26 protein-coding genes are annotated in these 24,025 nt (G+C 37.2%); 23 read left to right on the top strand and 3 right to left on the bottom strand.

Annotated features, from left to right (window positions below; all coding sequences use genetic code 11):
* Window positions 1–6 precede the first annotated feature (6 nt).
* The 3 genes from thiI (at window position 7) to VBD025_RS09310 (ending at window position 3,918) form a co-directional block, all read left to right on the top strand.
* Window positions 7–1,209, top strand: a complete 1,203-nt coding sequence (gene thiI, locus VBD025_RS09300; RefSeq protein ID WP_430784756.1) for a tRNA uracil 4-sulfurtransferase ThiI — start codon at window positions 7–9, stop codon at window positions 1,207–1,209.
* Between the two features lie 774 nt (window positions 1,210–1,983).
* Window positions 1,984–2,181 (top strand): small, acid-soluble spore protein, alpha/beta type, encoded by a 198-nt coding sequence (locus VBD025_RS09305; protein WP_430784758.1) that lies wholly within the window; start codon window positions 1,984–1,986, stop codon window positions 2,179–2,181.
* Window positions 2,182–2,316: 135 nt separating this feature from the next.
* Window positions 2,317–3,918, top strand: coding sequence for an amidohydrolase (locus VBD025_RS09310; RefSeq protein WP_430784760.1), 1,602 nt, complete (start codon window positions 2,317–2,319; stop codon window positions 3,916–3,918).
* A gap of 85 nt (window positions 3,919–4,003) precedes the next feature.
* On the opposite strand, the gene VBD025_RS09315 is transcribed toward VBD025_RS09310, so the two are convergent.
* Window positions 4,004–4,804 carry an NAD kinase gene (locus tag VBD025_RS09315; RefSeq protein WP_430784762.1) on the bottom strand — a complete coding sequence of 267 codons (801 nt, stop codon included), beginning with the start codon at window positions 4,802–4,804 and terminating at the stop codon, window positions 4,004–4,006.
* A gap of 146 nt (window positions 4,805–4,950) precedes the next feature.
* Here VBD025_RS09315 and VBD025_RS09320 point away from each other — a divergent pair, with 146 nt between their 5' ends.
* From VBD025_RS09320 to VBD025_RS09345, 6 genes are all read left to right on the top strand, one after another.
* A complete protein-coding gene (locus tag VBD025_RS09320; protein ID WP_430784764.1) occupies window positions 4,951–5,550 on the top strand; it encodes a DUF2953 domain-containing protein in 600 nt (199 codons plus the stop codon).
* 1 nt (window position 5,551) lies between these two features.
* On the top strand, window positions 5,552–6,034 hold the full coding sequence (gene ytfJ, locus VBD025_RS09325) for a GerW family sporulation protein (protein WP_430784766.1): 483 nt from the start codon (window positions 5,552–5,554) through the stop codon (window positions 6,032–6,034).
* A gap of 84 nt (window positions 6,035–6,118) precedes the next feature.
* Window positions 6,119–6,619, top strand: coding sequence for a thiol peroxidase (gene tpx, locus VBD025_RS09330; protein WP_430784768.1), 501 nt, complete (start codon window positions 6,119–6,121; stop codon window positions 6,617–6,619).
* Between the two features lie 109 nt (window positions 6,620–6,728).
* On the top strand, window positions 6,729–7,715 hold the full coding sequence (locus VBD025_RS09335) for a class I SAM-dependent methyltransferase (protein WP_430784770.1): 987 nt from the start codon (window positions 6,729–6,731) through the stop codon (window positions 7,713–7,715).
* A gap of 20 nt (window positions 7,716–7,735) precedes the next feature.
* A complete protein-coding gene (locus VBD025_RS09340) occupies window positions 7,736–8,920 on the top strand; it encodes an acetate kinase (protein WP_430784772.1) in 1,185 nt (394 codons plus the stop codon).
* Window positions 8,921–8,954: 34 nt separating this feature from the next.
* Window positions 8,955–9,467: a MogA/MoaB family molybdenum cofactor biosynthesis protein gene (locus VBD025_RS09345; protein WP_430784774.1), complete on the top strand. Its 513-nt coding sequence runs from the start codon at window positions 8,955–8,957 to the stop codon at window positions 9,465–9,467.
* Window positions 9,468–9,498: 31 nt separating this feature from the next.
* Here the strand turns inward: VBD025_RS09345 and VBD025_RS09350 are convergent, their stop codons facing one another.
* The gene (locus VBD025_RS09350) at window positions 9,499–9,933 is read right to left on the bottom strand and encodes a universal stress protein (RefSeq protein WP_430784776.1); all 435 of its coding nucleotides are present in this window, start codon (window positions 9,931–9,933) and stop codon (window positions 9,499–9,501) included.
* A gap of 135 nt (window positions 9,934–10,068) precedes the next feature.
* Here VBD025_RS09350 and VBD025_RS09355 point away from each other — a divergent pair, with 135 nt between their 5' ends.
* Together VBD025_RS09355 and ald are read left to right on the top strand one after the other, a co-directional pair.
* Window positions 10,069–10,221 (top strand): hypothetical protein, encoded by a 153-nt coding sequence (locus VBD025_RS09355; RefSeq protein ID WP_430791488.1) that lies wholly within the window; start codon window positions 10,069–10,071, stop codon window positions 10,219–10,221.
* Between the two features lie 212 nt (window positions 10,222–10,433).
* Window positions 10,434–11,552 (top strand): alanine dehydrogenase, encoded by a 1,119-nt coding sequence (gene ald, locus VBD025_RS09360; protein ID WP_430784778.1) that lies wholly within the window; start codon window positions 10,434–10,436, stop codon window positions 11,550–11,552.
* A 53-nt stretch (window positions 11,553–11,605) separates the two neighbouring features.
* Here ald and VBD025_RS09365 read toward each other — a convergent pair whose 3' ends face one another.
* Window positions 11,606–12,703 (bottom strand): M24 family metallopeptidase, encoded by a 1,098-nt coding sequence (locus VBD025_RS09365; RefSeq protein WP_430784780.1) that lies wholly within the window; start codon window positions 12,701–12,703, stop codon window positions 11,606–11,608.
* A 173-nt stretch (window positions 12,704–12,876) separates the two neighbouring features.
* Here VBD025_RS09365 and VBD025_RS09370 point away from each other — a divergent pair, with 173 nt between their 5' ends.
* The 12 genes from VBD025_RS09370 (at window position 12,877) to VBD025_RS09425 (ending at window position 24,008) form a co-directional block, all read left to right on the top strand.
* Window positions 12,877–13,389 (top strand): DUF4178 domain-containing protein, encoded by a 513-nt coding sequence (locus tag VBD025_RS09370; RefSeq protein WP_430784782.1) that lies wholly within the window; start codon window positions 12,877–12,879, stop codon window positions 13,387–13,389.
* A 13-nt stretch (window positions 13,390–13,402) separates the two neighbouring features.
* The gene (locus VBD025_RS09375; protein WP_430784784.1) at window positions 13,403–14,074 is read left to right on the top strand and encodes a PspA/IM30 family protein; all 672 of its coding nucleotides are present in this window, start codon (window positions 13,403–13,405) and stop codon (window positions 14,072–14,074) included.
* Between the two features lie 141 nt (window positions 14,075–14,215).
* Window positions 14,216–14,866, top strand: coding sequence for a DUF4247 domain-containing protein (locus tag VBD025_RS09380; protein WP_430784786.1), 651 nt, complete (start codon window positions 14,216–14,218; stop codon window positions 14,864–14,866).
* Window positions 14,867–14,881: 15 nt separating this feature from the next.
* Window positions 14,882–15,277: a DUF350 domain-containing protein gene (locus VBD025_RS09385; RefSeq protein WP_430784788.1), complete on the top strand. Its 396-nt coding sequence runs from the start codon at window positions 14,882–14,884 to the stop codon at window positions 15,275–15,277.
* Window positions 15,278–15,354: 77 nt separating this feature from the next.
* Window positions 15,355–16,908 carry a polyamine aminopropyltransferase gene (locus VBD025_RS09390; protein WP_430791338.1) on the top strand — a complete coding sequence of 518 codons (1,554 nt, stop codon included), beginning with the start codon at window positions 15,355–15,357 and terminating at the stop codon, window positions 16,906–16,908.
* Window positions 16,909–16,953: 45 nt separating this feature from the next.
* Window positions 16,954–17,634, top strand: a complete 681-nt coding sequence (locus VBD025_RS09395) for a metal-dependent hydrolase (RefSeq protein ID WP_430784790.1) — start codon at window positions 16,954–16,956, stop codon at window positions 17,632–17,634.
* Between the two features lie 183 nt (window positions 17,635–17,817).
* Window positions 17,818–19,143, top strand: coding sequence for a prepilin-type N-terminal cleavage/methylation domain-containing protein (locus VBD025_RS09400; RefSeq protein WP_430784791.1), 1,326 nt, complete (start codon window positions 17,818–17,820; stop codon window positions 19,141–19,143).
* Between the two features lie 94 nt (window positions 19,144–19,237).
* Window positions 19,238–19,681, top strand: coding sequence for a type II secretion system protein (locus VBD025_RS09405; RefSeq protein ID WP_430784793.1), 444 nt, complete (start codon window positions 19,238–19,240; stop codon window positions 19,679–19,681).
* Between the two features lie 35 nt (window positions 19,682–19,716).
* Window positions 19,717–20,124 carry a hypothetical protein gene (locus VBD025_RS09410; RefSeq protein ID WP_430784794.1) on the top strand — a complete coding sequence of 136 codons (408 nt, stop codon included), beginning with the start codon at window positions 19,717–19,719 and terminating at the stop codon, window positions 20,122–20,124.
* Window positions 20,125–20,129: 5 nt separating this feature from the next.
* Window positions 20,130–21,758, top strand: coding sequence for a GspE/PulE family protein (locus tag VBD025_RS09415; protein ID WP_430784796.1), 1,629 nt, complete (start codon window positions 20,130–20,132; stop codon window positions 21,756–21,758).
* A gap of 10 nt (window positions 21,759–21,768) precedes the next feature.
* Window positions 21,769–22,809 (top strand): type IV pilus twitching motility protein PilT, encoded by a 1,041-nt coding sequence (locus VBD025_RS09420; RefSeq protein ID WP_430784798.1) that lies wholly within the window; start codon window positions 21,769–21,771, stop codon window positions 22,807–22,809.
* A gap of 2 nt (window positions 22,810–22,811) precedes the next feature.
* Window positions 22,812–24,008 (top strand): type II secretion system F family protein, encoded by a 1,197-nt coding sequence (locus VBD025_RS09425; RefSeq protein WP_430784800.1) that lies wholly within the window; start codon window positions 22,812–22,814, stop codon window positions 24,006–24,008.
* Window positions 24,009–24,025 lie beyond the last annotated feature (17 nt).

A 24,025-nucleotide genomic window follows, 5' to 3' on the forward strand; every position in this document is an offset into this window, starting at 1 on the left:
ATAACAATGGAATTTGATCATATATTAATACGCTATGGCGAAATGGCTTTAAAAGGTAAAAACCGAAAGAAGTTTTACAGTAAGCTGCAGGATAATCTGCGAAATGTATTAGTGGAGTTTGACGGAATCAAAGTAAAACGAACTCAAGGGCGGATGTTTGTTCATTTACATGGACAGGATCCAGAGCCAGTGATGAAAAAATGTAAAGAAGTATTTGGAATTCAAAGCTTGAGCTTAGCATTAAAAGTGTCAAACGATGAAAAACAGATCAAAGACGCTGCACTTTACGCGTTAACAAATAGTAAAAATACGAACACATTCAAGGTAAGTGTGAAACGCATAGATAAATCGTTTCCTATTCGTTCGCAGGAATTCAATCGTGAGGTCGGTGCGCATCTATTAGTTAATACGGATAACTATACGGTAAATGTCCATCAACCGGATTTAGATTTAAAAATAGAGATACGTACAGAAGCGACTTATATAACTTCAGACATAATAAAAGGAGTTGGAGGTTTTCCAGTGGGAACTTCCGGTAAATCATTATTACTCTTATCTGGTGGTATTGACAGTCCAGTTGCGGGGTATTTGGCAATGAAACGTGGAGTAGCAATCGAAGCAGTACATTTTCATTCACCACCATTTACCAGTGAACGCGCCAAACAAAAAGTATTGGATTTGGCCACCGAATTAGCTGGATATGGATCCTCGATTAAACTGCACATTGTACCATTTACGAAGCTGCAGCAACTAATTTTTAAACAGATGCCGGAACGATATTCGATGACTATTATGCGAAGAATGATGCTCCGTATCAGTGAAGAAATCTGTAAAAAAGAATCGATACTATCTATGACTACTGGTGAGAGTTTAGGACAGGTAGCTAGTCAGACAATGGATAGTATGAATAGTATAAATGAAGTTACAAATTATCCAATCATACGACCTTTAATAACAATGGACAAGCTGGACATAATCGATATTTCAAGAAAAATAAATACGTATGATATATCGATTCGTCCTTATGAAGATTGTTGCACAGTTTTCGTTCCTAAAGCACCTAAAACAAAACCTAAGCGGGAAAAGGTAAGCTATTTTGAATCAACGCTGGACTTCGAAGAATTAATACGAACTGCTGTTGAAGAAACAGAAGTAATTAAGGTGACAAAAAAAGGAAAAACAGAAGAAAAATATCAGGATTTATTCTAATTTCCCTTGATCTTAACTTGATTTAACTTTAGCTTTATTACCATATACGGGTCCTAAAACTTCCGTCCAGGATCGCTCCGGGCGGATGCTTTCCGCGGGCACGGCTTCAGTCTCCTCGAGAAGAGCACTCTGCGGGGCCTTCAGACTCGTGCTGTTCCCGCAGGAGTCACCGCCCTCCGCTCACCTGAACTGGTAAAGCTGTTTACGTCGTTGTTTTTCTTCAACTAATGCATGCTGAAATAGACGTGATATCATGTGTGAGTTAATAAATCCTTGACATTCGACTCTACTCTTGTCTAAAAATTGTATCGGATGGCATAGGGAGACCCCTGAGTGCGATTAAGATCACTGAAAAAGTAGTAGATCTTTAAAATTTAATTTTTCACCTTAACCTTAGCATCTTCGAATATACGAAGACTCCTGCGGGAACAGCGCGAGCTGAAGATCCCGCAGGAAAGCGAAGTATATTCGAAGATGCGATCGTAGATCCACCTATTTCGTACCACATTCAACCCTTTTTCAGTGGCCAAGCAAGCGAAGAGCACTGAATATAATTATAAGTTAATTCGCTGTACAGTGAAATTGTGTCTTCTCTTACTAATAGACATATTGTTTTTCGTGTTGAAATCCTTGTCACACGTACTATTGCATTCAATCATTATAATTATTTCAGCGCAAATTTGAGTTAATTACTTAACAACATCTACCAACTTTTTTCATGAATGATTTACCTTCTTATGACGCACTATATAGTTATCAAGGAGGTGAATTGATATGGCTAACAACAATTCAAACCAATTAGTAGTTCCTGGTGTTCAACAAGCTCTTGATCAAATGAAATATGAGATCGCTCAAGAATTTGGAGTAAGTCTTGGAGCTGACACAACTTCTCGTTCTAACGGTTCTGTTGGAGGAGAAATCACAAAACGTCTTGTACAAATGGCAGAGCAACAATTTGGCGGACTGAAATAAACTATTATATTAATGGATAAACGAGCTACCTCAAGCATGAGGTAGCTCGAATTTTTTACTTTTATTTCGTCTGCTAACGTGGTAAATTATTAACTAATACATGACAGGCAATACAGACGAAATGGGGAATCTATTGTGGGGAATCTATGGTTTGGTGGTAACATCTATACAATGCAGCACGAAGGTGATGCTGTGGAAGCGGTATATACGGAACTAGAGAAAATCGTGGCAGTGGGAACGTACGAAAAGCTATACCACGCCTATTATGACAGTATTGAAAACGAAATTAATCTACAAGGGAAAACAATGATTCCTGGCTTTGTTGATAGTCATCTACATATTTTAATGCACGGCGAAAAAATATTAAGGCTTGATTTATCGCAACTAAAGTCTGCGGAAGAAGTAAAAGAAGCGGTACGAAACAGAACTGCAAACCTTTCTGAAGGAGAGTGGTTAATTGGCGAGGGCTGGAATGAAAACCAATGGGAGGATCCGGTGATTATCTCAAGAGCAGAATTGGATGAAATCTGTCCCCATAACCCACTTATGCTAACACGTGTATGTCGACACGCAATCCTGGCAAACTCCAATGCAATTGAATTGTCTAATATAAAAGAGGATACCCCGAATCCCCAAGGCGGCATAATCGTACGGGATGAAAATAATGCAATTACAGGTTATTTTCTGGACACTGCACAGGAACTGATTAAGAAATCACTTCCAAGTGTTTCAACAAACTATTTACAGAAAGTAATTGAAATCGCTGTGGACGATTTAGTTTCTAAAGGGATTGTTGGGGGACACAGTGAAGATTTGAGTTATTACGGCAGCTTTGATAAAACGTATCAGGCATTTATTAATGCAATCGACGGTGTGAATAAAAAGTTTAAGGCACATCTGCTCGTTCATCATGAAGTACTGGAAGACATGCTGAAACAAAAACTAGGCTGGTTAGATGGTACGAATTATATCGAACTTGGAGCAGTAAAAATCTTTGCTGATGGCGCTATAGGCGGACGTACCGCGTGGTTAACAGAAGATTATAAAGATGATCCAGGTAACGAAGGTGTAGCAATTTTAAGTGTTGAGGACTTAGAGAAAGTAATCAGGAAAGCTCGGAGTCATCAATTACCTGTTGCCGTTCATGCCATTGGAGACAGAGCCGCTGAAGAAGTATTAAAAATTATAAAGCGAAATCCATTGGAAAATGGTCGTAGAGATCGGTTAATTCACGGTCAAATTTTAAATGAACGGGCACTGGATCTATTAAAAGAGTTGCCAGTAGCAGTCGATATACAACCCTTATTTGTGACTTCTGACTTTCCGTGGGCAATTGACCGATTAGGTGAAGACAGACTAAAACTCGCCTACGCTTGGAAAACGATGTTAGATCATAATGTGCATTGCGCTGGTAGTTCAGATGCGCCAATTGAAGAAGTGAGCCCATTACTTGGAATACAGGCAGCGATTTTAAGGAAAGCATCATACGACGGAAAGGTTTATAGTCCGGAAGAAGCGCTATCTGTATATGAAGCAGTTCATCTTTATACACATGGTAGTGCATATGCTATAAATCAGGAGGAAGAACGCGGGAGATTACTGGACGGATTTGCAGCAGATTTCACTATACTGGAAGAGGATATATTTCAAGTCGAGCCTGAAAACATTAATGCAATTGAGATAGCAATGACTGTAATAGACGGAGAAATAGTGTATGAGAAAAAACCTTACAAATAGAGTAAGGGTTTTTTTGTATATGTGGAATTACGATCGCATCTTCGAATATATCTACGCGCACCTTAGAGCACGGATTCTTTAAATTCTAGAGAAAGGTGCGTTTTACTCGGTCCCAGTAGGAGTTATTTTTCATTTTTACAGTTTTAATCACTTTATCACTCAGTGTTACTTTAATGCTTTTCATTTGCTGCATAGGGTATGCTTCGTTATCTAACCCAACAACAGGGTAGTTGTTGCCATCCTGGACAATATCCAGCTGAAGCGTCCTGTTTTTATCCAGAACGAATGACGAGCCAAGTGTCCTGTAACGGTTGTTGTTTAACGAAGCAAGCTCTGATACTTGGAAACAAGGAATTCGCGGATCGATTACAGCGCCATTTGTAGATTTATTATAACCAGTACTACCAGTTGGCGTAGCAACAATCAAGCCGTCACCTCGAAACGTTTCAAAATGTTTATCGTCAATTTTAACATCGATAACAATTGTTTTAATGATAGTTGAGCGGATGCTCATCTCATTTAAACAATAGAAATCTGTTTCTCCATTAACAGTTAGCTGAATGACAGGAAAGCGTCGTACTTCCATCTCTTCGTGCAAGATGGAATGAAACATTTGATCATAATTATCTAAGTTAAAGTCACAATATAACCCGGCTTCATCAGACCTCGTAATACCCGTATACAAACAATCTTGTCTAAATCCGGTTTTTCTGACAGCTTGCAGAAAAGCTCCATCTCCACCGATACTCACAATTATATTTGCATCCTCGGGTCTTTCTTTTATAACAAAACCATTTTTTTCGGCAAAATCAAATAATGGCTGCAGTTTATAATCTGATTCTTTTTTATTTGGGTGATAGAAATAAATATTCTGGCGTTCTGACATGCTATCGTCTGCCTCCTCTTCAAATTTTTCATACATTCATCCTACCATTTTTGTGCAGGTAATCCCATTAATAGTTCTTCTGTATAAAATCAGAAAGAAGTTAAATACTAATTGAAATAGTCTTTCGGCTAGGGGTGTTCGTTTTAATGGAATGGATTATAATTTTGGTTTTGTTTCTCATACTAATGATTTGTACAAAAATATATGTAACCGTAAATTATTCGTATCTAAAGGAGAAAAAAGTGGGATCTATACGTATTTACATATTCAAAATCCCGATTTATCGAAAGAAAATTAATCCGAGTGAAGTGGGAAATCCTTCACTACTTGAAAAATTTGAAGAAGAATTTGATTTCACTGAACTCTATCACGACGGAAAAAAGCTGCTGTTTATGGCAAATGATTCCGTATGGAGTGTTCTCTGGATAATGAAAAAAATACAAATACATAAATTCCAGTGGCATACAAATGTGGGGTCTGGAGAAGCTAGTAGTGGAGGATTGCTGTCTGGTGGAATATGGTCGATTAAAGGAGCGGTAATCGCTTTTTTACATCAAACCAGTAATGTTAAGTGTCAGTTTCACGTAAATGTAATACCATTTTTTCAGCAGAAATTATTCCAAACTCAAATAAATATGAAGGTTTCCATACGAATTGGGCCAGCTATAATAGGCGGTTTGAAGTTTATTCGATCGATATCACATCGTAAGGAAATACAAATAAAATTAAGTGAAAGGAAGATTTAAAATGAGTGAACATCCGATTCAAGGATTAATGACTACGGCAATGGAAAATATTAAAGATATGATTGAAGTGAATACCATTATAGGCGACCCAGTTGAATCTCCAGATGGAAGTATCATTATACCAGTTTCTAAAGTTGGATTTGGTTTCGCGGCAGGAGGAAGTGAGTTTCAGGTGAAGTCTTCGGGAGGTCAAAGTGACTCTGAAGTTGAACTTCCTTTTGGTGGTGGTAGTGGAGGAGGAGTTTCAATAACCCCAGTTGCATTTCTAATTGTAAGCGGTAATGGAATTAAGATGGTTCATTTAGATGAAAACACACATATTTTTGAGAAGATGATTGATTTTGCACCACAGGTCGTGGAAAAAATAGAACAGATGTTAAAGAACTCTTCCAATAACCAGGATAACAAAAACCAACGAAATAATAACAGGGATGATCGCAGGCAAAACCGAGGGAACCATTCCGATTCAAACTACTCTATTTAGCGGGTATTAATGGTAAATATTGGACTTATCCATTTTACTTACCCATAATTAAACTATAGTAATTAATAGAGGAGGAATGATTTTTTGGCTAATGTTACATTCCATCAAGACCCTGTTACGCTTATAGGGTCAGATATCAAAGTAGGTGCAAGTGCTCCAGAGTTTACTGTCCTGGATAACGATTTAAATGAAAAATCACTGAGTGACTATGAAGGAAAAGTGAAATTAATCAGTGTAGTTCCTTCGCTTGACACTGGTGTATGTTCGGAGCAAACAAAGCGCTTTAATGACGAAGCAAATGAAGTTGCAAATGCTCATGTACTTACACTTAGTATGGACTTGCCATTTGCACAGAAACGTTGGAGTTCTGCAAATAATGTACAAAGTCTAGATATTCTATCTGATCACCGAAATGCTGACTTTGGCGAAAAGTATGGCGTTCTAATAGAAGAACTACGATTACTTGCCAGAGCAATTTTTGTGGTTGATTCAAGCAATAATGTAACATATGTTGAATATGTGAAAGAAGTTAGTAATCATCCTGACTACGAGAAAGCAATCGAGGCAGCTAAAAAAGCTGAATAATATGATTGTGTAACCCTTTGCTTATTAGAAGCAAGGGGTTTTTTTGTACATGCAGGCCCTCCATTTGATACAATAGAAACGCTTATTAGGTTGAAACGGAGGAAATATAATGAATAAAATGGAAGACTTATACGAACAGATTGATACGATTACTGAAATGATACAACAACATAAAGATGAACCATACTTGGACAGTTTAGCTGATACATTAGAGAGTCTGATGGAAAACGATCTCAATACTAGTATAAGTGCAGAGCTTAATTCTGAAATTCAAGATCAGTTAAAGCGTGTTAAGCTATCATCGTATTCATCAGATGAGATCCGCAAAGCAACACAGCTTGCCATTTTAAAAGGGATGAAGGGGTCAACACAACAACAGCATGTTATGACACCTGATACGATCGCACTACTAGTAGGTTATCTTGCTGGCAAGGTTATGAATACGAAAGAACAAATGAGAATTTTTGATCCTGCGAGTGGCACTGGTAACTTGTTAGCAACAGTCATTCAACATCTAGGCGGAAATGCATCTGGCTATGGTAGTGAGATTGACCCGACACTAATTAAGTTGTCTGTATTACATGCAAATCTGCAGCAGCTTTCAATTGATTTCTTCCACCAGGATAGCTTACGACCATTTTTACTTGATCCAGTAGATTTAGTGGTATCGGATTTACCTGTTGGATACTATCCGGATGATGTAAATGCTGCTGAGTATAAATTAAAAGCAGACGAAGGTCATTCCTATTCCCATCATCTTTTTATCGAACAAGCGGTTAACTATGTACAAGATGGTGGTTATTTAGTTTTTATTATTCCTGAATTTTTGTTTGAAAGTGATCAGGCAGATAAACTTCGTGCCTATTTGCACGATTACGCTCATATTGTAGGTGTTTTGCATCTGCCAGAGAGTACGTTCAAATCCAAAAATAACGCGAAAAGTATTTTGTTACTCCAGAAAAAAGGTCTGAAAACAGAGGCTCCTAAACAGCCGTTACTTGTAAAGCTTCCTTCACTTAAGAATACAAAGGCAATGGAAGATATATTAAGTCAGATGAATTCATGGTTTGCTTCTTATTTGAAAGATGAAGAGTAAATGAAGGAGGTCATTGGAATATGGATATAATTTTAGCTATTAATGCGGGAAGTTCTTCCTTAAAGTTCCAGCTGATACAGATGCCTGAAGAAAAAATATTATCTAAAGGGTTGGTTGAACGGATAGGACTTCCAGATTCCGTTTTTTCTATTGAGGTTAATGACAAAAAGGATAAAACAATTGGAGAAATTTCCGATCATGAGGATGCGGTTAAACAACTGATGGAGAAACTTACTTCCAGTGGTATCATCGAATCTCTTGACGATATTCAAGCTATCGGTCATCGAGTTGTTCATGGCGGGGAGCGGTTTACTGACTCGGTAATAATTAACGACGAAGTAATGAAGGAAATTGAAGAAGTATCTGAACTTGCACCGCTTCACAACCCAGCTAACTTAACTGGAATTCGTGCCTTCCAGGAAATTTTACCAGAAGTGCCTATGGTGGCAGTTTTTGACACGGCATTTCACCAGACAATGGAAGAAAAATCTTATTTATACAGTTTGCCATATGAGTACTATGAAAAATATGGGATTCGAAAATATGGTTTTCATGGTGCATCACACAAGTATGTTTCGGAAAGAGCTTCCGAATTACTTGGTATTCCGCTTAATCAGTTGCGATTGATTTCCTGTCATTTAGGTAACGGAGCAAGTATTGCAGCTATACAAAACGGTAAATCAATTGATACTTCAATGGGGTTCACACCACTTGCCGGTGTAACAATGGGTACCAGATCCGGAAACATTGACCCGGCATTAATTCCATATATTATGGAAAAAACGGGACAGTCAGCAGTAGAAGTTTTAAATGTACTGAATAAAAAAAGTGGAATGCTGGCACTCTCAGGTTTTTCAAGTGATTTACGTGATATTGAACAGCAGGCAGAAACAAATGAACGAGCTGAGCTTGCACTTGAAGTGTTTGCGTCAAGAATTCACAAATATCTAGGTTCATATGCGGCTCGTATGTCAGGTGTAGATGCTATTATCTTTACAGCTGGTGTAGGTGAAAACAGTGATGTTATTAGAGCGAAGGTGTTAACTGGCCTGGAATTCATGGGCGTGTACTGGGATCCTTCCCTTAATAAAATCCGTGGGAAAGAAACATTTATTAATTATCCGCATTCTCCAGTGAAAGTAATAGTTATACCTACTAACGAAGAGGTTATGATTGCACGTGATACGGTGCGATTGGCTATATAATTTTTTTGTGGATTTGGGATGAGGAGAGATTACAATGGCAGTAGATGCACACAAAGCAAATGAAAGAAAAGTGAAGTGTATGATTCTGACTGTTAGCGATACTCGAAGCGAGTATACTGATAAAAGCGGCAAATTAATTGAGCAACTGCTGAATGCTTCTGGTCATCATATAGAAATTATGGAGATAATTTCTGATAAACAACAATCAATTAAATCGATGATCGATGCGGGGAGGGAGAACCCTGATATTGACGTGATTTTAACCAATGGAGGCACAGGAATTGCTCACCGTGATGTAACCATCGAAACGGTTAAACCAATGCTGGAAAAAGAAATTACTGGATTCGGGGAATTATTCCGTTCACTCAGTTATTCCGAAGATATCGGATCTGCAGCAATGTTATCGAGAGCTATCGCTGGTGTCACAAATCATACTGCTGTTTTTTCCATGCCTGGTTCCACAGGAGCGGTTCGTTTAGCGATGGAGCGATTAATTTTACCTGAGCTATCGCATGTAGTAAATGAAATACAAAAAGATCTTCATTAAGAAAAATAACGCCCCGAGAGGCGTTATTTTTTTATCGCACTACCAATACATCACATTTAGCATAACGCGTTATATTTTCAGAAACACTGCCGATAAAGAAACGTTCAACATTGCTCATGCCAGTAGCTCCACAGATGATTAAGTCAGCGTGAAAACTTGGTGCTATTTCTTTTGCGATTTTCACTTTAGGAGAACCGTACTCAATGCATCGAACAATTTCCTTTATCCCGGCGGCGGTTGCTTTTTGCATATAACCGTCGACTAATTCTTTAGCATAATATTCTGCGCGCTCCGCTAGGGATCGATCATACGCCTCAGCAGTAGCAAATGTTCTTGAATCCACTACGTGTGCCAGGATTAGTCGTGCACCGTTTCGTTTTGCTATATCCAATGATTTTTTGAAAGCAACTTCAGAGGCGTCTGATCCATCGATTGCTACTACAATATCCTTGTACTCAAAATCCATTTTTCAGCTCCTCCTTCCTCTTATTAGTATATACCCTTTTCGCAGTAAAGATAATCGATTTCGTTCAATAATTGGAAATAAATAAAGTACAAAAATCCTTCCTATATGGACAAACTAATCTTGGAGGTGATATTATTGGGAAAGAAACAATCACAAACATTGCGTGAAGATAAGAAGGGCATTGCTGTTGTGCAGAATCAGTTATTTGAAAGCTATCAAAGCGGAGTTGTTGAAGACCAGTTACACAATAATAAAGCGATCCACACCTTCAATAACCAAAAGAAATAAAATGAATCTGATACTTCTCATATAAACCCAAGTCACTTTCTATAAAGAAGCATGATCCATCCTTTTTAGGGTGGGTCAACTTCTGTTTATAATTAATGAAAGCGGTACTTTTTCATGTTATATTATTTTATGGGTGAAAATAATTAGTATGCATTTATTTATTCAATTTATCACGTTTTAAAAATTAAAGGAATGTGCAAGGAGTGTTTGTAATGAGAATTGGAATACCGAGAGAGATTAAGAATAACGAGAACAGGGTAGCTATGACACCAGCAGGGGTACTTACCTTGAAGACAGCTGGGCATGAGGTCTATGTTGAATCAGGCGCGGGTGTTACATCTGGTTTTGTTGATGAGCAATACCAGGAAGCTGGAGCGCACATCGTTTTAACCGCTAAGGAAGCTTGGGAACAGGAAATGGTTATGAAAGTTAAAGAACCGCTTCATGAAGAATATGACTATTTTTATGAAGGTTTAATTTTATTTACATATCTGCACTTAGCTGCCGAGCCAGACTTAACAAAAGCGCTTATAGATAAGAAAGTTGTCGGGATTGCATATGAAACAGTGCAACTGGAAAACAGGTCACTGCCATTGTTAACACCAATGAGCGAAGTTGCTGGACGGATGGCAGCTCAGATAGGGGCACAATTTCTAGAGAAATCAAAAGGTGGAAAAGGTATTTTACTCGCTGGAATTCCTGGTGTAAGACGCGGGAAGGTAACTGTCATTGGCGGTGGCGTAGTCGGTACAAATGCAGCTAAGCTAGCTGTCGGACTTGGTGCGGATGTTACAATAGTTGACTTGAGTCCAGAACGTTTAAGAGAATTGGACGATATTTTTGGTTCAACTATAAATACGTTAATGTCGAATCCGCTTAACATTAAAGAAGCTGTAGCTGAATCGGATCTTGTAATTGGAGCTGTGCTAATTCCTGGTGCAAAAGCACCTCGATTAGTTACCGAAGAAATGGTACAAGCAATGACAGAAGGCTCAGTAATTGTTGACGTTGCAATTGATCAAGGTGGTATTTTTGAAACCACAGATCGTATCACAACACATGATAATCCGACTTATACAAAGCACGGAGTACAGCACTATGCTGTAGCAAATATGCCAGGGGCAGTGCCGCGTACATCTACTATTGGATTAACGAATGTAACAGTACCGTATGCATTACAGTTAGCAAACAAAGGCTATGTACAAGCATGCAAGGATAATGCCGCATTACGTAAAGGTATAAATACGTTAGATGGATATGTAACCTACCAGGCGGTAGCTGAATCTAATGGACTCCATTATGATGAAGTTCAATCACTGTTGGAGAAATAAATGATAAAAAAAGGTTCCATCTCACATCATAGTGAGATGGAACCTTTTTAAATTCAATCAATAATACGCAGTTGTTTTGGTGATTTCGTTAAGAGCTCTGGACCTTTCTCGGTCATGTAAATCATATCTTCAATTCTTACTCCACCGGTTCCAGGAACATAAATTCCAGGTTCCACTGTGTAGCTCATACCTTCTTTCAACGGTAAGTCATTCTTACTGTGCATGGATGGATATTCGTGTGTTTCTATTCCAATTCCATGTCCAATTCGATGTGTGAAATATTCACCATACCCAGCATCCTCAATGTGGTTTCTGGCAGCCAGATCAACCTTTCCAACAGAAGTTCCTATTTTGGATATTTTAATTGATTTTTCTTCTGCCTCAAGGACAGTATTATAAATTTTTTCCTGCTCTGGAGTAATTGACTTGTAGGCTACTGTTCGGGTAATATCTGAGCAATAACCATCGTAAATGACACCCAAATCAAACAGAACCATGTCCCCTTTTTCAATCTTCTTTGTACCAGGGGTTCCGTGTGGCGACGCAGTTTTTGTACCTGAAAGAACCATAGTAGAGAAGGACATTCCTTGGATTCCTTTTTTCTTTAGTTCATATTCAATTGTTGCAATAATATCAATTTCGCGGACGCCCTCTTTAATTGCGTTAATACCAGTTTCAATGCCAAAATCTGCTAGGTCTGCAGCGTGTTTAAGTATCGCATATTCTTTTTTATTCTTTATAACACGTAAATTTGCCAATACTTCCTTTGCATCCTTCATCTCTGTATCCGGGAATAATGAGGTTACAGATTGATAACGGTCAAGCGTCAAATGGTCGTACTCAAGACCAATAGATCCAGGTATTTTGTTTTTTTTCTGCAGGGCAGACTTAAATAATTCCCACGGGTCTTCATGGTCATGGTATCCAATTATTTCATATTGCCAACCTGCGTGTATTGCATCTTCTTTTTCCATATTGGGCAACACTAAAATTGGATCAAAGTCAGCGCTAATGTAAACTGCAATTATCCGCTCGTGCGGATCAGTTAAATAATTGCTTAAATAATAAATATTTGCTTTAGATGTTACTAACATACTATCTAAGTTAGTTGATTCCATTTCTGCTCGTAATGTGTCGATTCGATTTGTCATTTCTTCACCTCTTCATAATTTATATCTTTAGTATAACAAAGATGTTAATACTATTCATAAGTCGAAAAAGTGTTACAATTATAAGGAAGTAAATAAAAAATGAAACCTTTTCCATTAGAGGTACGTAATACGGAATGAAGGAAGTAATTTTTAAATGCAAAAGAGGTGAATACGTGGGTTTATTTTCAAAGTTATTTAAAAGTAAAGAAGTGGATCGACCTGCACCTAAAGAACGTGATGCTTTGTCTATAAAAGTAGGAGATATCATTACGTATGATTTAAGGGATTATGAAGTGGTAGGAAAAATCACATATCAGGATGGCAGCTATAAATGGTATGGATATCAATTATTAGAGGGGCATGATACCATTTGGTTATCTGCTGAAATGGATGATGAGCTTGAGCTCGGTATCTATAGAAAAATACAACTCGCTGTAAGTAAGCCTTTTCCAAAGAAACTTGAATATGATGGTAAGAGTTACCAGTTGGAAGAGGAAGGCAGAGCTGCTGTAACTGGCGAAGGAAGAAGTTCTAATTTACATGGTTCTGAAACACATTACGCTGACTATAGTGATAAGGAAGATGAAAACTATCTTAGCATTGAATCATGGGGAACTGAGTTTGAAGTAAGTTATGGTTTTCCAATAGAAGACTATGAAATAAAAATATTAGCTGGATCAAAATAGAGGAGGAAGTTAAATGTTTAAATTTTTCAAACGAGTTTCAACGGTAGTAAGTTCTGAGTTAAATACATTGCTGGATAAAGCGGAAGACCCTGTAAAAATGCTGGATCAATTTATGCGTGATATGGCAGAGGACATTAGAGAAGTTGAATCTGCTGTTGCAAAACAGATTGCAAATGAAAAGATGCTTAAACGTAAATCTGATGATGCACAAGCAATGGTTGATAAACGTCAGCAACAGGCAGAAAAAGCCCTTAATGCAAATGATGAAGATCTTGCTCGTCGTGCCTTACAGGATAAGGGAGAACATGAAAAGCAAGCTACTTTATTAAAAGAATCATGGGAACGCGCAAAGAAAGATTCAGATATGCTTCGGGATAAACTGGATGAAATGAAGAAAGAATATCAACAAATGAACTTGAAGAAGGATTCATTAAAAGCACGTGCAGAGTCAGCTAAAACGCGTACGAAAATGAATCGTACAATGTCTTCGATTGGTAGTGACGAATCAAGAGGTGGCTTCGAGCGAATGGAAGAAAAAGTGATGCGCTTTGAAGCTGAAGCTGATACAAGCGATGACCTTTCACAGGAGAGTCGTTCATTAGACGATGAGTTTGAGGATTTAGATGACAATGGTGTAGATGATGAACTTGCTGCATTAAAAAAGAAAATGGCGGAAGAGAAGTAGTTTAAATATAGTAAAAGGGCAGGCTCTTTGAATTTTAAAGAGCTGTCCTGATTTTTGTTCATAAGAAATGTATAAACACACACAGCAAATGGCGTTTTTTTCAAATACATAAACCAAAAAATATGGAGAGGGGGGAAATAAGTGAAAAAATGGAGTGTACTTATTGGTTTCTTATTCATTCTCATTATAACTGCTGGCTGTTCATCCTCATTTGAAGAAGAGAGGGGCATGCCGGAGGAAGTAAAAATAAACGCAGCAGACATTCCGGACGAAAAAACTAAAAATGAAATTATAAGTAAAATTAAAAATAATACTAGTAATGACATTGAGGATATTATTGAAGCTAATTTTCCATTAATGGATGTCGTGCAAGCAGAGTCTTCCAGCGCTAAAATTTATGCTACTGACAAGTTTAAACTAAACGAGTTAGCTTCTGTTTTAACGGAAGCGGTTAAGCCGGAAGATAAAAGTGAAGTGAAAGATAATCAGCAAATTCTTATTTATCCGAATGATTTTGTCACCTTAAAAGTTAGCCCAGACGATAGCGACGCATTAATAATTGAAGTGGCAGAGGACGAATTTGTGCGGAAAAATTATTCGCCCAATTTCTTAGGAACATACTTTGCAATTCGATTGCTGGATGATGTGCTAGATGTAGACGACTGGGGAAAACGCAGATCCAGACAATGTAAATCTGGTGGGTGTTATGGTGGTTATTCAGGCGGAGCATATGGAACACCTAGCCGTGGAGACACATCTTACAGAGGTGGAGGACCAGGTTCAGGAAAATAAAAGGAGAGTGAAATAATGGAACCATTTGTAGCAACATTAGTCTATTTTGTCATTTCAGTTGTAATTGTATTAATTGGATTATTTATTTTTGAATTAATGACTAAGAAATATAAAGATCTAGTAGCAGTTCAAGAAGGAAACGAAGCAGTAGCTATGTCAATCGCAGGTAAAATTATCGGTATCTGTATAATATTGTCCTTTGCAATTTATCACAGCAATGAAATTTATGAAACATTAATTTGGGGCATTTATGGTGTAGCATTACAATTAGTGGCATATGTACTCTTTGATTTATTCACCCGTAAATTTTCAGTGGAAGATCAGTTACTTAAAAATAATAAAGCAGTAGGTATATTATCAATGGGTGTCTCAATAGGACTGGCATTTGTAGTAGGAGCATCGATAACGTAATAGTATTATTAACCGAAAGCGGGCTTTTGTCCGCTTTCTTCTGCATTTGCCCATAATATTTAAAGCGAGAGTGAGAACTGATGAACGATTCAGAAATAAAAAAGAGTAATTTGATTTACTGGGCATCTGGTATTGTATCGATTTGTGGTATTATCTTTGAGGTTTTGTTTGGTGCATTAGGTTCATACATATTGGGAGATGGTGTAAAACAATATACGTTGACCATATCTCTATTTTTGACTGGTATGGGTATCGGAGCTAGTCTCAGTGAAAAAGTAATGAAAAACCTCATATTAACTTTTGTCTGGATTGAATTCGGAGTAGCGATAATAGGTGGATTTTCCAGTTTTACAATGTTTGGAATCACCGCATTTGCCCCTGAAGGAACAGATGCTTTTTTCTTGTATTTTATAACCGTTTTAGTCGGTGGATTAACCGGAATTGAATTGCCAATACTTATTCGAAAAGCCAACGAAATCGGTGTATCGTTAAATAGAAGTACAGCTCGTGTTCTATTCTCCGATTATGCTGGAGGGCTGGTTGGGGGTCTTTTATTTGTATTTCTACTGCGCCCGCAATTTGGAATGGTCAAATCTGCCTTTCTTGTCGGGTGCATAAACCTGGGTGTGGCATTAACCGTGCTTTGGCTATTCAGAAGAGAAATCAGGCACTTTGCTGTTCACGCAGGTTTTGGGATTGTCTTAGCTATTGTATTGGTTGCTGGTGTTTTCTTTGGTGAAGCAATGGCATTTACATTTGAACAAAAGTTGTACAAGGATCCAATTATTCATGTGGAACAAAGCGCATATCAAAAGATTATTTTAACGCAGGATGAAAAAGATGTGCGTTTATATCTGGATGGGTCGCTGCAATTAAGTTCCACAGATGAATACAGATATCATGAAGTACTCGTGCATCCAACAATGGCACAAGCAGACTCCCATGAAAATGTATTAATTTTGGGTGGTGGAGATGGAATTGCTGCGAAAGAAGTGCTGCAATATGATGATGTCGACTCGATATCGCTAGTTGATTTAGATCCAGCGGTAGTTGAATTAGCAAATACAAATCAAAAGCTGCTTGAGCTGAATGAAAATTCGTTAAAAAGTCCAAAACTCGAAGTTATTCATGAAGATGCCTTTCAATTTCTGCAGGATTCAGATGAATGGTACGATGTTATTATTGTCGATTTACCAGACCCGAATAATGAAAGTTTAAATAAACTTTACACCAAAGAGTTTTATTCCTTGATTCGAAACCATTTACTCCCTGGAGGAGCAGCAATGGTCCAGTCAACCAGCCCTGTTTTTGCAACTAAGGTGTACTGGACGATTTCTGAGACTATCGAATCTACAGGTATGTTTGTTGAAAATTTGCATGTTGATGTACCGAGCTTCGGAAATTGGGGCTTTGTGATGGCCAGCCGGGATGAAATTTCTATCAAAGATTTGTCTATTGAAGTAGAGACCGAATTTATCACGGATGACATGCTGACAGGTTTAACGCAATTCGGCAAAGATGAGGATAGTAATATAGTTAATGAAGAAGGAAAGAAGTTCGTATTAGAGCCAAACACACTTATTGATCCTAATTTAATTCGTCTATATGAAAATGCATGGATTAACTATTAAATGGGTAAAGGATATGTATATTTAAACATAAAAGGAGAGATTTGAATGAAAGTATCTTATCATGGACATTCCGTAGTCAGAGTAGAAACTGAAACACATACGATTTTAATTGATCCGTTTATTTCAGGTAATGACGTGTGTGACCTGGATCCGGCTTCTGAAAAAGCAGATGTTATCTTATTAACACATGGCCATAATGATCATGTGGGCGATACTGTGAAATTAGCTCAGCATAATAATGCATTGGTAATTGCCCCATTCGAATTAGCTAATTTCCTTGCAACAAAAGATGTTAACACACATCCTATGTATATTGGTGGAGCCCGTGAATTTGATTTTGGAAAAGTTAAATTCACTCAAGCATTTCATGGTTCTTCATATGAAGAAGATGATGGTACAACGGTATATACCGGAATGCCTACTGGGATTCTGCTTACCATAAATGGTAAAACTATTTATCATTTAGGTGATACCGGATTGTTTTCAGATATGAAATTAATTGGTGAAATGAATGATATCGATGTAGCCTTTGTTCCAATCGGTGATAACTTCACAATGGGACCTGATGATGCACTGATAGCAGCAGAATGGATCAATGCTAAAATTACTGTACCAGTTCACTTTAATACGTTTCCAGTAATTGAACAGAATCCTGAAGAATTTGCTTCTAACGTTAAGACCGGTGAGGGCCGAGTCTTGAAGGTTGGGGAAGTAATAGAGTTATAGAAAAAACGTGGGCAGATTGCTCACGTTTTTTCTTGTTTTGTACGCAGCGATTATAGTATACACGTTGATAAATATGCTAAGCTATGAAATTTAGAGAGCATTTTTTCAGAATTGTTGTTATAATCAAGGGAGTAAGGTACTATTTTTTATTAGCTACAATAATTATTAAGGTGTTGTAAATAGATGAAAAAAATTTTAAGCGAAGAATCAGGGTTTACATTGTTAGAACTGTTAGCATCCATAGCAATTGTATCTCTAGTAATAACCATAGCATTTAGCGTACTAACAACATCTCTAGACTTTAATAACAAGAGTCAGTCACAAATAAATTTAAGGCAAGAAGCAAATGTTATTGTGAATAATTTGAGACAAAAACACCAGCAGGAAAATACATACGAATTATGTTACGATCAATTAGTTTCTGACGATGATGTTTCTATGGAATTACATTTAGATAAACAGCTTATTAATAAACAAAGTCCCTGCATTTCAAAAGTGGATCCATTAATGAACTTAGCTGTTCAATTGAGTGTGGAAGACAAGCAAGAGAATTCTTTTAATCTGGAAACAGAATTGGGAGGAGATGTCTCTCAACCAATTGTAGTAACAACTCCGAAGAAATCTGGTTTTTATGACTTTATAAAAGCTAATAATATTTTTTTCATAGGATCACAGTTTGAATTTAGCGGGAATGAAGTAATTGGACCTGATGCTACAATGATTTTAAATGGAAATTTGGACGGAAGTCAGTTAAATGGTGGGTCATTCAGTGGTGTTTCTAATATCTATATCAATGGTTATCTTGATATAAATAATGGCAGTGCTGGAATAGGGTCTAAAGTATCTCCGGGTCAAATTTCCATTGATGATGACTTATCGCTTTGGAGTGGGAGAAGGGAAATTTATGGTGAGGTTTATGTAAATGGTAATTTAAGACTCAAAGATGCAGTGGTACACGGAAATATTTACGTAAATGGCGATGTTGAATTGGGGTGGACACCTACTCTAGCTGCCAATACAAAAATATACTATACTGGTAATTTAAAGCATCCTGATTATTTCAGTCAATCTATATTAAATAAAGTAGTTGGTCAAGATACTGTTCCTGACCCACCTCAAATATCTAATGAAATTCCATCGTTGAAACCTAATAGTTGGTATGACGAACATAGTTTCGACGATAATATAAAACCCAAAAACATGAAAGTTTATGGAGATAATATTAAAATTGACAGTCACAACAGCCAATCCGGTTATGTGGATACATTTACTGATGCAATTGTTGTAAGTAAAGGTGATATTACGGTAGGGGGTAATAGTTGGGTCAAAAAAATGACAGGAGTATTATTCGCCCCAAATGGTAAGGTGACTTTTAACGGTGCGAAGTTTGAAGGATTAGTAATTGCTAAAACAGGATTTTATGTTAAAAGCGGGGGAACTGTAGTTACTTTTAGATCTATTGACGAATATATTACTGATGCAAAAGAGTTTCCTTTAGAATCAGAATAAAATTTATTGAGTATAGGCTGAACATGTTTTTTAATGATTCAATTCTAGAAATGATATAATAGGAAGAAAGTCTTGGTATAGGGAGTCGGATCTATTGCATTTTCCTTACAAAAAAATTAACAGCAGCGGGTTTACACTTGTTGAGCTTATAGCATCCCTTGCAATATTAAGCATGGTTATAGCAGTGTTCCTGCCAATTTTCCCTCAAATTGTAAGCTGGACAAAAAAAGCAGATGATGAGTTGATAGCCAGTAACCTATTATCACAGGTGGCGCATGACGTAAAAGAACTACCTGACATGGATGATTTAGCTTCCTCCATTAAAGGTTGCCCAGATGTTATGAAAATCAAGGATGAAAGACTTGGAGATGTATCATCCTACACGATAAATAATCAGACGTATCATGTAAAAGTGAAAATTTGTAAAGAGAGTAACGTAGACTTATATAGAACTAATTTATTAATTTTTTCTTCGAGTAACAAAATGATTAGCGAGTCGTATACCTACATAGAGCTGGAAAATGAAGGTGAAAACTAGTGAACAACTTTAAAAATGATAAAGGTGCTATACTAGTGCTGACATTAATGATAATAACGTTATTTCTTCTTTTCATCATGACACAGTTTCAATTAATAATTAATACTACAAAGCAAGTGACAACTATGGAGAAACAAATAAATGCGGAACTTATAGCTGAAATGGGAATCGATTATTATAGAGAGGTTGTGGATAGTTATATTCGTGAAAATGACATAACTAACGCTGAGGATTTAGAACCGCCACGTCCATCTTCATCAGATATACCAAGCCTTGATTCTAGCAATAATTATCACTACCAAATAACAAATATAACTAAACCGGATATCACTGAATTCGAAAACAGAGTCGAAGTGGCAATTAGTTTCACAAGTACTGGCACAGCTAATAATAAAACAGAGTCAATTGAAGATGTCATTAATATTACCTTTAAAAGTGAGTGATTAAGATGAGTACACGAAAAAGATTGGGTGATTTACTTCAGGAAGCAGATATTATAACTGATTCTCAATTGGGAGAAGCATTAGAGAACAAAGAACACAATCAAAAACTAGGCGATGCGCTTTTGGATAGGGGCTATATAACTGAACGACAATTAATTGAAGTACTGGAGTTCCAATTAGGTATCCCGCATGTATCTTTGTATAACTACCCTGTCGATGAACATTCACTTGGGTATGTTACAAAGGAATTGGCACAACAAAGTCTAATTATGCCTCTAAAGATACAGGGAAATGAACTGATAATTGCGATGAAGGATCCCATGGATTACTACATAATTGACGATTTAGAGATGGCAACCGGTTATCAAATTTCACCTGTAATCGCTGCGAAAGATGATATTTTATACGCTATAAATAAGTATTATTTTAAGAATGAAACAGATAGCAGTATAGATGGAAACCCTTCAGAAGATGTGGAATCTCCTGTGATACGTATACTTGATCAGTTGTTAAACACAGGAGTTCAATTAAAGGCCAGTGATATACATATAGATCCACAGGAATCCAATATATTAATACGTTACCGAATTGATGGAAGATTACAAACAGAAAAGGTTCTGCAGAAACATTTGCAAAACTCATTAGTAGCAAGGATAAAAATTCTCGCCAACCTGAACATTACGGAAAACAGACTGCCACAGGACGGCAGAATTAAAACAACAGTTGGTTTTAATCCAGTAGATTTGCGTATTTCATGTCTTCCAACGGTGTTCGGGGAAAAAGTAGTTATTCGAATTCTGGACTTAAAAAATGCATTAATGCAATTAAGTGAATTAAATTTTTCGGAAGAAAACTATAAACGATATTTAAACCTGATCGAACAGCCTTCGGGACTTATCTTGCTGACTGGACCAACAGGCTCCGGGAAATCTTCAACACTTTACGCATCTATTAATCACTTAAATAAAGAGAATGTCAATATATTGACAGTGGAAGATCCGGTGGAATTTCAGATGAAGGGAATTAATCAAGTTCAAGTAAACACGAAAATAGGTTTGAATTTTGGGACGGGTCTCCGATCTATTCTTAGACAGGATCCAAACATCATTATGATAGGTGAGATTCGCGACCAGGAAACAGCAGAAATAGCAATCCGTGCTTCTATGACAGGTCATTTAGTGTTTAGTACACTGCATACAAACAGTGCTATTGATACGGTGCCGCGGCTAATTGATATGGGAATCGAACCTTATTTAGTTGTGAACTCTTTAGCTGGAATCGTAGCACAGCGACTTGTAAGAAAAGTATGCCGCGACTGCAAAACAGAACGAGAACCTGCAGATATGGAAAGGCAATTATTTAGTAAAAATGGAATGACTGTAGAGAAACTTTATTATGGTAAGGGTTGTAACAGTTGTCATCAACAGGGTTATCGCGGCAGGATCGCTGTACAGGAAGTGGTAGTTATTGATGAAACGATTAAAAGCATGCTATTAAACAACCAACCATTATCTGAAGTGCGTGCTTATTTAAAAGGACAACATAAAGCTGTTCTGCTGCAGGATGGCCTTGATAAAATTAAACGAGGTTTAACTACAATGGAAGAAATTATGCAAGTTTCGATTAAGATTTAGGGGGCAGTCTATGAAGGGTAAATTTAATGATTGGTTAACTACTGCATATCATGTGAGAGCTTCTGATGTTCATTTGACAATAGGCAAGCCTCCGGTATTTCGTATAAATGGAAAACTGGAAGTCCAGGATCAAGATGTGCTAATGCCTCAAGATACATATCAGATCGTAAAGGAAATTGTTTCAGAAGACTCGTGGAAGCAATTAGAGACCAACAGAGACCTTGATTTCACGTATGGTATTAATGGTGTTTCGAGATTTCGCATTAATACATTTTTCCAAAGAGGGCAATTGTCACTTGCTATCCGGCTAGTACCGAGAAAAATTCCGACTGTTGAAGAGCTGGGTTTACCAAATCAGCTGAAAGAATTTCTAACAAAACCACAGGGACTGATATTGGTCACTGGTCCTACTGGTAGTGGGAAAAGCACTACATTGGCTACAATGATTGATTATATGAACCGTACTATGCACAGACACATTATCACGTTAGAAGATCCAATCGAATATATGCATAAGCATGACAAATGTGTAATCGACCAGCGAGAGATAGGGTTTGATATAAACAGTTTCGCAGCTGGATTACGATCAAGTTTACGGCAGGATCCTGATGTTATTCTAGTTGGTGAAATGCGTGATCTTGAAACCATTTCTACTGCAGTAACTGCAGCGGAAACAGGTCATCTGGTGCTGGGTACATTACACACGACGAGTGCGGTATCAACCATTGAACGTATAATTGATGTATTCCCTTCCAATCAGCAAACACAAATTCAAATCCAGTTATCATCCATCTTGAATTCAGTAATTTCACAGCGTCTCTTTGTAACAAAGGAACAAACTGGTCGGGTAGTAGCTACCGAATTGCTGGTTAATAATTCAGCGGTTAAGAACCTTATAAGAAATGACAAACTCTATCAGGTACAAAACGTATTGCAAACGTCAAGAGACAGTGGGATGCATACACTCGAAATGGATTTAAAGCGCTTATTGCAGGAGGACCTTGTTACGTATGAAAGCATAACTCCATTTTTACAGGAAAGGAATTTGTAAAAATGAATTTCCAATATACAGGAAAACAGGTTTCAGGAAAGAAAATTAATGGAAAAATTGAAGCTGAGTCTAAATTGGAAGCAATAAAAATTCTTGAAAAAGAAGGATTTATTCTAGTTGATATTACAGAGACCAAACCCTGGAATAAAGAAATTATCTTAAATAAAAAGGTTAAAAATAAGGATTTTGTAATATTTCTTCGGCAGTATTCAACACTGATTCGTGCAGGTATATCCATTTCAGATGCCACGAAAACGATGGTCAAACAAACAGATAATTATGCGCTGCAGCATGCATTATCTGCAGTAGATAAGCAACTTGAAAATGGACAGGCGCTTTCGGCAGCTGCTAAAGAACATCCACGTGTATTTCCAAGTTTGCTTGTGAACATGATTCATGCGGGAGAAGCTAGTGGTAAATTAGACGAAATCTTGAATCAGATGGCTGATTACTATGAAAAAGAATACCGGAATAAACAAAAAATTGTTTCGGCTCTTCTCTACCCAACTGTCGTGGGGGTTATTACACTTTTGTTAAGTATGTTTTTGCTGATCTTTGTAGTACCACAATTTGTTGGCATGTTTAAATCGTTTGGTGAGGAGATACCTCCATTCACCCAGTTCATACTTACACTTAGCCAGCTTGCTGCTTCATACTGGTGGATTTTCTTTTTTATAATGGCAGCAGGCTATTTACTGTATAAATATAGTATGCGGTTTAATAGTTTCGTCTATCGGATGGATATTATAAAAATGAAATTTCCTTTACTAGGAGTTGTAGTTCATAAAGGCGTACTAGTTCGAATGCTTCAAACCTTAAGTACTTTATTTAATAGTTCTGTACCGATCCTTCAGTCTGTTGAAATTACAGAGCGAGTGGTCGGTAATCGGGTAATCCAATCAGTTTTGACAAAATCCCGTGAATCACTTGAAGTAGGCGAATCATTGACTAAGCCAATGAGTAATCACTGGGCATTTCCAGCACTGGTTGTGCAAATGATTCAAATTGGTGAAAAAACAGGTGCATTAGATCATATGCTCATGAAGGCAGCAGATTTCTATGAGGAAGAAGTAGAGCAATTATCAAATAGAATTAAAGTGTTGATCGAACCTATAATGATAATCGTATTAACCTTCATAGTAGGAAGTATAATTATGGCAATAGTTATACCAATGTTTTCACTTTTTGAACAAATTTAGAAAAATTAGTAGATATT

Origin of the sequence: Virgibacillus flavescens (assembly GCF_050574275.1) — a bacterium.
Classification (GTDB): domain Bacteria; phylum Bacillota; class Bacilli; order Bacillales; family Amphibacillaceae; genus Virgibacillus_F; species Virgibacillus_F flavescens.

Bases quoted from the DNA above. Each gene is read 5' to 3' on its own strand.
- VBD025_RS09425 (WP_430784800.1), top strand. From the start codon at position 22,812: ATGAATTTCCAATATACAGGAAAACAGGTTTCAGGAAAGAAAATTAAT.
- VBD025_RS09315 (WP_430784762.1), bottom strand. From the start codon at position 4,804: ATGTCAGAACGCCAGAATATTTATTTCTATCACCCAAATAAAAAAGAA.
- VBD025_RS09340 (WP_430784772.1), top strand. From the start codon at position 7,736: ATGGATATAATTTTAGCTATTAATGCGGGAAGTTCTTCCTTAAAGTTC.
- VBD025_RS09320 (WP_430784764.1), top strand. From the start codon at position 4,951: ATGGAATGGATTATAATTTTGGTTTTGTTTCTCATACTAATGATTTGT.
- VBD025_RS09305 (WP_430784758.1), top strand. From the start codon at position 1,984: ATGGCTAACAACAATTCAAACCAATTAGTAGTTCCTGGTGTTCAACAA.
- VBD025_RS09395 (WP_430784790.1), top strand. From the start codon at position 16,954: ATGAAAGTATCTTATCATGGACATTCCGTAGTCAGAGTAGAAACTGAA.
- VBD025_RS09385 (WP_430784788.1), top strand. From the start codon at position 14,882: ATGGAACCATTTGTAGCAACATTAGTCTATTTTGTCATTTCAGTTGTA.
- VBD025_RS09420 (WP_430784798.1), top strand. From the start codon at position 21,769: ATGAAGGGTAAATTTAATGATTGGTTAACTACTGCATATCATGTGAGA.
- VBD025_RS09345 (WP_430784774.1), top strand. From the start codon at position 8,955: ATGGCAGTAGATGCACACAAAGCAAATGAAAGAAAAGTGAAGTGTATG.
- VBD025_RS09335 (WP_430784770.1), top strand. From the start codon at position 6,729: ATGAATAAAATGGAAGACTTATACGAACAGATTGATACGATTACTGAA.
- ytfJ (WP_430784766.1), top strand. From the start codon at position 5,552: ATGAGTGAACATCCGATTCAAGGATTAATGACTACGGCAATGGAAAAT.
- thiI (WP_430784756.1), top strand. From the start codon at position 7: ATGGAATTTGATCATATATTAATACGCTATGGCGAAATGGCTTTAAAA.
- ald (WP_430784778.1), top strand. From the start codon at position 10,434: ATGAGAATTGGAATACCGAGAGAGATTAAGAATAACGAGAACAGGGTA.
- VBD025_RS09375 (WP_430784784.1), top strand. From the start codon at position 13,403: ATGTTTAAATTTTTCAAACGAGTTTCAACGGTAGTAAGTTCTGAGTTA.
- VBD025_RS09350 (WP_430784776.1), bottom strand. From the start codon at position 9,933: ATGGATTTTGAGTACAAGGATATTGTAGTAGCAATCGATGGATCAGAC.
- VBD025_RS09415 (WP_430784796.1), top strand. From the start codon at position 20,130: ATGAGTACACGAAAAAGATTGGGTGATTTACTTCAGGAAGCAGATATT.
- VBD025_RS09365 (WP_430784780.1), bottom strand. From the start codon at position 12,703: ATGACAAATCGAATCGACACATTACGAGCAGAAATGGAATCAACTAAC.
- VBD025_RS09400 (WP_430784791.1), top strand. From the start codon at position 17,818: ATGAAAAAAATTTTAAGCGAAGAATCAGGGTTTACATTGTTAGAACTG.